The following is a 6,512-nucleotide window of genomic DNA, read 5'->3' as shown; positions in this document are numbered from 1 at the left end:
CCCTGCACGGGGGCCGTTCCAGCACGTCACGGGCTCGCGGCGGGACCCTGCACGGGGGCCGTTCCAGCACGTCACGGGCTCGCGGCGGGACCCCTGCACGGGGGCCGTTCCAGCACGTCACGGGCTCGCGGCGGGACCCCTGCACGGGGGCCGTTCCAGCAGCTCAGTACCAGCCGCCGGGGGGCAGTTGCTCCCCGGCGGCCACGGTCGTGGGGACCCGGTTCCCCTCGGGGGCCAGCGGGCACGACCAGCGCGGGTCGTAGGCGCAGGACGGGTGGTAGGCGAAGTTGAGGTCCACCACCAGCCGCTCGCCGTCGCCCCCCAGGTCGGCGCCCTTCACCGTGTCGAGCAGGTAGCGCCCGCCGCCGTAGGTGGTGCCGCCCGCGCTGCCGTCGCGCAGCGGCAGGAAGACCCCGCCGCCGTAGAGCGCAACCCACCAGACGTCGAGCCGGCCGACCCCGGGCAGGTCCACCGCCCCGATCCGGTCCAGCGGGACGACGCCGTCTGCGGCCGTGGGGACCTCCAGCCGCAGCGGCGCCGCCGGTTGGAGCACCGGCGTGAATCGGAGCTCCGGCCGGTAGGGCGCCACCGGCAGGCCGCGGAAGGCGGCTCGCCCGGAGGCGTCCAGCGGGGACTGGGGGTGGTCGGCGAAGAGCTCGTCCCGGCCCTCCCGCCACCGCCACCAGCCCTGCTCGGGGTCGGCGGTGTCCCGGACGGCGGCGTGCAGCGCGGCCACGCGGCGGCGCCAGTCGAGCAGCGAGAGGGTCACCCGGAGAACTGTGGCACCTGGGACCACTGTGGGCACGGGGTCGCTTCCTCCCCGTGAGCGCCACTCGTCGCTACGCTGTGTGCCATGCCCCGCCGCGAGGACGACGCCGCCCGCGGCCCCGCCCTCGCCGGCTCCCGCACGCTGCTCCAGACCGGCGGTTTCGTGCTCGCCGTCGGCGCCACGCTCGCGGTCTTCCTCACCGACAACGCCCAACTGCTTCGGGTCGCCGTCGTGGCCGTGGCCTGGGCCCTCGTGCTGGCCACCTTCGCCGCCGGACGGCGCGACACCGACCGGGTGCGGGCCGCCGCACGCGAGGCCGACCTGCGCCGCGCCTACGAGGCGGAGCTGGAGCGCGAGGTCGCCGCCCGCCGCGAGCACGAGCTGGAGCTGGAGAACGAGCTCCGCCGCGAGGCCGAGGAGTCGATGCGCGACGAGCTCGACGCGCTGCGCGGGGAGATCTCCTCGCTGACCGGTCTCCGCGACGAGGTCGCCCGGGTGGCCGGCATGCGCGGGGAGATCGCCGCGCTCGGCGAGCTCCGCGACGAGGTCGCCCGCGTGGCCGCCCTCCGCGACGACGTCGCCGCGCTCGCCGGCCTGCGAACCGAGCTCGGGCAGCTGGGCGCGCTCCGCGAGGACATGGGGCGGCTTCGGGCCGAGCTCGCCGAGCAGCTGTCCAGCGAGATGCTCGTCGAGCGGATCGTGATGCGAACCCAGGCCAGCCGGCTCGACGGGTCGGCGCGCACGCTGGAGGGCGCGACCTGGAGCGACGACGCCCCGCCGCGCGAGCTCACCGGCGGCTGGCCGGCGATCCGGCTGGACGAGCCGCGCCCCACCCAGCAGTTCGAGCAGGTGCGCACCAGCACCTGGTCGGCCGTCCCGCCGCCGGCTCCGACTGCCCCGCCCGTCCCGCCGGCTCCGACCGTCGGACCCGTCCCGCCGCCGGTCCGCGCGGCCGCGCCGCCCCCGCCGCCGCTGCGCCCGCCCGCGCCTCCCGTGCCGGCCCGCCCGGTCGCCCCCGCGCCGGCGCCGGCGCCCTCGGGGTTCGGCCGGCACGAGCGCGCCGCGGCCCACCACGGCGACCCTTCCCTCGGGTCCGGGGCGCCTGCTGTCGGCGAGCGCCCGGCCCCGCCGGCCACCGTCCACTCGCCGGTGGTGACGCCCTCGTCCACGCTGCCCCCGGCCCCACCGGCCACCCCGCCGCCGTCCCCCGTGGAGTGGCTGGCCGCGCGGTCGCTCCTCGACCCGCCGGCGCCGCCTCGCAGCGAGGACGCCCCGCGCCGCCGGCGCACCGACGACGGGGAGAAGCCGCCCGCCGAGTTCCCCCCCACCACCGCGCAGCCCGCGGTGCCGCCGACCTGGGCGGCCCCGCCGGAGCAGGACCGCCCGGACGCCCCGATCCGCATCGAGCAGATCCTCGCCGAGAACGGCGTCAGCCCCAACGCGGGCGGCCGCCGTCGGCGGCGGTACCGGGAGGACGGCGACAGCGACGACGTCCTGGCCCGGGTCCTCGGCCGCTGACCCCTAGCGGGGACCGCGCGACAGCCCGCCCCCGTCGAGCACCAGCGTCTGGCCGGTGACCCACCCCGCGCCGTCGCCCAGCAGGTAGGCGGCGGCCTCGCCGATGTCCTCGGGCGTGCCCAGGCGCGCCATCGGGTAGACGGCGGCGGCCTCGGCCTCCCGGCCCTCGAAGAGGGCGCCGGCGAAGCGGGTCTTCACCACGGCGGGGGCGACGGCGTTCACCCGCACCTTGGGCGCCAGCTCCACCGCCAGCTGCGTCGTCAGGTTGATGAGCGCGGCCTTGCTCACCCCGTAGGCGCCGATCTCCTGCGACGAGCGCAGCCCCGCCACCGAGGCCACGAAGAGCACCGAGCCGCCGTGCTCGGCCATCCAGGCCCGCCAGGCCTCCTGCACGAGGCCGAGGGAGGCCACGACGTTGGTGTCGAGGATCTTGCGGCACGCGTCGAGGTCGAGGTCCATGAGCGGCCCGTAGGCGGGGTTGATGCCGACGTTGCCCACCAGCACGTCGAGGCTGCCGAACGTCTCGACCGCCGTGCGCACCGCGGTCGCGCGGTGATCCGGGTCGCCGGCGTTGCCGGCCACCGACACCGCGACCTCCGGCCCGCCCAGCGCCTCCACCGCCTCGGCCAGCGCATCGGGCTTCCGGGCGGTGAGCACCACCCGGGCGCCGCGCTCGACCAGGCTCCGGGCGATGCCCAGGCCGATGCCGCGGCTGCCGCCGGTCACCAGTGCGGTCTTTCCCTCGAACGTGTGCACGCTGCCTCCCTCGCCGATGTGCCGGCCGTCACGGTAGGGCGGCGCCCTCGCCGGCTCGCCGCCGGGTGCGCCGCCCGGACGTGAGCCAGCACACAGCGACCAGGCGTTGCGAGGGCCGCGCGGGCGTCACACACTCGCCATCGGCAGGTCGCCCGCGTGACACGGAACGGTTGCAGCGGACGCCGGCCGGAGCTCCGACCCGCACCACCCGCTCGACCACCGCGATCCCCACCGGATCGCTCCCGACGTCCGGTACCCGCGAGGGACTGGAACGAGAGGTGCACCGATGCCTGCTGCCCGCAGGACCGTCCGCGCGCTGCTGGGCCCGGCCCGCACGCACGCCCGCCCGTCCGACGCGCCCGCCCGCCTCCGCGTGGGTGTCATCGGCGCCGGTCGCGTCGGTGCCGTCCTGGGTGCCGCCCTCGCCGCCGCCGGCCACGACGTCGTCGCCGCCTCGGGCCTCTCCGCCGCCTCCGCCGAGCGGGCCGCCCGGCTGCTGCCCGGCGTCCCCCTGCTGCCGGCCGACGCGGTGGTCGACGCCGCCGACCTCGTGGTCCTCGCCGTCCCCGACGACACCCTCGCCGGGCTCGTGTCGGGGCTCGCCGAGACCGGCGCCTGGCGCGCCGGCCAGCTCCTGCTGCACACCTCCGGGGCCCACGGGCTCGCCGTGCTCGCCCCCGCCGAGCAGGCCGGGGTGCTCGCGCTCGCCCTGCACCCCGCCATGACCTTCACCGGCGCCCCCGAGGACGCCGACCGGCTCGACGGCGCGCCCTTCGGCGTGACGAGTCGTCCCGAGCACCGCCCGGTCGCCGAGACCCTGGTGCTGGAGATGGGCGGCGAGCCGTTCTTCGTCGCCGAGGCCGACCGCCCGCTCTACCACGCGGCACTGGTCACCGGGGCCAACCACCTGGTCACCCTCGTCGCCGAGGCCGCCGAGCTGCTGCGCACCGCCGGGGTGGCCGAGCCGGGGCGCGTGCTCGGCCCGCTGCTCACCGCCGCGCTGGACAACGGCCTGCGCCGGGGTGACCGCGGGCTCACCGGCCCGGTCAGCCGCGGCGACGCCGGCACCGTCGCCCGCCACCTGCAGACCCTCGGCGAGCGGGCCCCCGGCGCGGTCGCGGCCTACGTCGCCATGGCGCAGCGGACCGCCGAGCGGGCCGTCGCCGCCGGCCGGCTGCGCGCCCACGACGCCGCGCCGGTGCTCGACGTGCTCGGCGCCGCGCGGCACGACGACGTCGCGGGGTCCCGGTGAGCGTCGGTACCCGCCCCGTCGTCGCCGAGTCCGCCGCCGAGCTGCGCCGGCTGGTCGCCGCCCTGCCCGGTCCGGTCGCCCTCGTGCCGACCATGGGAGCGCTGCACGAGGGGCACCGGACCCTGGTCCGCGCGGCCCGGGAGCGGGCCGGCAGCGTCGTCGTCTCGGTGTTCGTGAACCCGACGCAGTTCGGGCCCGGCGAGGACTTCGACCGCTACCCGCGCACCTGGGACGCCGACCTCGCCGCGCTGGCGGAGGAGGGCGCCGACGTCGTCCTCCACCCGCCGGTCGAGGAGGTCTACCCGCCGGGTGCGGCCGGGGTGACCGTGGACCCGGGCCCCCTGGGGTCGGTGCTCGAGGGCGCCGTGCGGCCGGGCCACTTCGCCGGCGTGCTCACCGTCGTCGCCAAGCTCTTCGGGCTGGTGCGGCCCGACCTGGCGCTCTTCGGCGAGAAGGACTACCAGCAGTTGACGCTCATCCGGGCCATGGCCCGGGAGTTGGCGCTGGGCGTCGAGGTGGTCGGCGTCCCGACCGTCCGGGAGGACGACGGCCTGGCGCTCTCCAGCCGCAACCGCTACCTCTCGCCGGAACAGCGGTCCCGGGCCGGGACGTTGCACCGGGCACTGCGTGCCGGGGCCGACGCGGGCCCGCACGGGGCCGAGGCCGTTCTCGCCGCCGCCCGCGCCGTCCTGGCCGAGGAGCCCGACCTGGTCCAGGACTACCTGGAGCTGACCGATACCGACCTGGGACCGGCGCCGGACACCGGCCCCGCCCGGTTGCTGGTCGCGGCCCGCGCCGGCAGCACCCGACTCCTCGACAACACGGCAGTCCGACTGGGAGGCCCCCGATGATGCGCACGATGCTCAAGTCCAAGATCCACCGCGCCACGGTCACCCAGGCCGACCTGCACTACGTGGGCTCGGTGACCGTCGACGAGGACCTCCTCGACGCCGCCGACCTGCTCCCCGGTGAGCAGGTCGCGATCGTCGACATCACCAACGGCGCCCGCCTGGAGACCTACGTCATCCCCGGCGAGCGGGGCAGCGGCGTCATCGGCATCAACGGCGCCGCCGCCCACCTCGTGCACCCCGGCGACATGGTGATCCTCATCAGCTACGGGCTGATGGACGAGACCGAGGCCAAGAGCTGCATCCCGACGGTCGTGCACGTCGACGGCGCCAACCGCGTCGTCGAGCTCGGCGGGGACCCGTCAGCCCCCGTGCCCGGGGCCACCGACCACCGGAGGAGCCCGTTCGCGGCCGCGCCCGACGGCGCCGAGTGATGGCCCCGCCCCGGGTTCCCCCGCGAGCCTGCGAGCCGGGCGGCCTCGTCACAGGGGCCCGCCGCGAGCGTGCGAGCGGCGGGGGGCGACGGGGTCCTTCTGCCGATCCGGTGACGCGGTGCTGCTGACCGTCGACGTCGGCAACAGCCAGACGGTCCTCGCCACCTTCGACGGCGACCGGCGGGTCGGTTCCTGGCGCGTGACGACCGCGCCCCGCGCCACCGCCGACGAGCTGCGCATGCTGTGGCGCGGCCTGCTGCGCGACACCGAGGTGACCGGCGTCGCCGCCTGCTCCACGGTGCCCGCGCAGCTGCCGGCGCTGCGCCAGCTGCTGGACTCCCTCGAGGTGCCGGTGGTGCTCATCGGGCCCGGCGTGCGCACCGGCGTCCCGCTGCACGTGGACAACCCCCGGGAGGTCGGCGCGGACCGCGTGGTCACCGCCCTGGCGGCCGCGGAGCTGTTCGGCCGCGCCCCGGACGGCGGCCGTCGCCCCGTGGTCGTCGTCGACTTCGGGACCTCCACCAACGTCGACGCCGTCGGCCCGGAGGGTCAGTTCCTCGGCGGCGCGCTCGCGCCCGGGGTGGAGGTCAGCCGGGACGCGCTGGCCAGCCGGGCGGCCCAGCTGCGGTCGGTCGAGCTCAGCTGCCCGCCGCACGCCATCGGGAAGAACACCGTCGCCGCCCTCCAGTCCGGGCTGGTGCTCGGGTTCGCCGGCCTCGTCGACGGGCTGGTGGGCCGGATCTCCGCGGAGCTCGTCGCGCAGTTCGGCACCGCGCCGGTCGTCGTCGCCACCGGGGGGCTGGCGCCGCTGCTGGTCGACAGCTGCCGCACGATCGGGGAGCGCGAGCCCGACCTGACCGTCCACGGCCTGCGGCTGGCCTTCCAGCGGCAGCAGGCCGCCGAGCGGCGGCCGGCCGCACCGTAGGCTGAGCCCC

General features: G+C 77.5%; 7 protein-coding genes. 5 read left to right on the top strand and 2 right to left on the bottom strand.

Annotated elements, in window-relative coordinates; all coding sequences use genetic code 11:
• Positions 1-163 precede the first annotated feature (163 nt).
• Complete coding sequence (locus ACI794_RS05995) at positions 164-769, bottom strand: DUF1684 domain-containing protein (protein ID WP_456601133.1); 606 nt, start codon at positions 767-769, stop codon at positions 164-166.
• Positions 770-853: 84 nt separating this feature from the next.
• Here ACI794_RS05995 and ACI794_RS05990 point away from each other — a divergent pair, with 84 nt between their 5' ends.
• Positions 854-2,287 carry a DUF6779 domain-containing protein gene (locus ACI794_RS05990; protein WP_456615862.1) on the top strand — a complete coding sequence of 478 codons (1,434 nt, stop codon included), beginning with the start codon at positions 854-856 and terminating at the stop codon, positions 2,285-2,287.
• A 3-nt stretch (positions 2,288-2,290) separates the two neighbouring features.
• Here ACI794_RS05990 and ACI794_RS05985 read toward each other — a convergent pair whose 3' ends face one another.
• Entirely contained in the window at positions 2,291-3,043 is a 753-nt protein-coding gene (locus ACI794_RS05985) for an SDR family oxidoreductase (RefSeq protein WP_456615861.1), read from the bottom strand.
• A 286-nt stretch (positions 3,044-3,329) separates the two neighbouring features.
• On the opposite strand from ACI794_RS05985, the gene ACI794_RS05980 reads away from it, so the two are divergent.
• The 4 genes from ACI794_RS05980 to ACI794_RS05965 all read left to right on the top strand — a co-directional run bounded on the left by ACI794_RS05980 (position 3,330) and on the right by ACI794_RS05965 (position 6,502).
• Positions 3,330-4,295: a Rossmann-like and DUF2520 domain-containing protein gene (locus tag ACI794_RS05980; protein ID WP_456601130.1), complete on the top strand. Its 966-nt coding sequence runs from the start codon at positions 3,330-3,332 to the stop codon at positions 4,293-4,295.
• Positions 4,292-5,146: a pantoate--beta-alanine ligase gene (gene panC / locus ACI794_RS05975; protein ID WP_456579553.1), complete on the top strand. Its 855-nt coding sequence runs from the start codon at positions 4,292-4,294 to the stop codon at positions 5,144-5,146. Before ACI794_RS05980 ends, panC begins: the two co-directional genes overlap by 4 nt.
• On the top strand, positions 5,143-5,577 hold the full coding sequence (gene panD, locus ACI794_RS05970) for an aspartate 1-decarboxylase (protein ID WP_456601128.1): 435 nt from the start codon (positions 5,143-5,145) through the stop codon (positions 5,575-5,577). Before panC ends, panD begins: the two co-directional genes overlap by 4 nt.
• A 118-nt stretch (positions 5,578-5,695) precedes the next feature.
• On the top strand, positions 5,696-6,502 hold the full coding sequence (locus ACI794_RS05965; protein ID WP_456579551.1) for a type III pantothenate kinase: 807 nt from the start codon (positions 5,696-5,698) through the stop codon (positions 6,500-6,502).
• The last annotated feature ends 10 nt before the right edge of the window (positions 6,503-6,512 follow it).

The organism is Blastococcus sp. SYSU DS0541 (genome assembly GCF_054050875.1).
The sequence above is the reverse complement of the archived record's forward strand: the minus strand, read 5'-3'. Positions and strand labels throughout refer to the sequence as shown.

Bases quoted from the DNA above. Each gene is read 5' to 3' on its own strand.
- ACI794_RS05990 (WP_456615862.1), top strand. From the start codon at position 854: ATGCCCCGCCGCGAGGACGACGCCGCCCGCGGCCCCGCCCTCGCCGGC.
- ACI794_RS05980 (WP_456601130.1), top strand. From the start codon at position 3,330: ATGCCTGCTGCCCGCAGGACCGTCCGCGCGCTGCTGGGCCCGGCCCGC.
- panD (WP_456601128.1), top strand. From the start codon at position 5,143: ATGATGCGCACGATGCTCAAGTCCAAGATCCACCGCGCCACGGTCACC.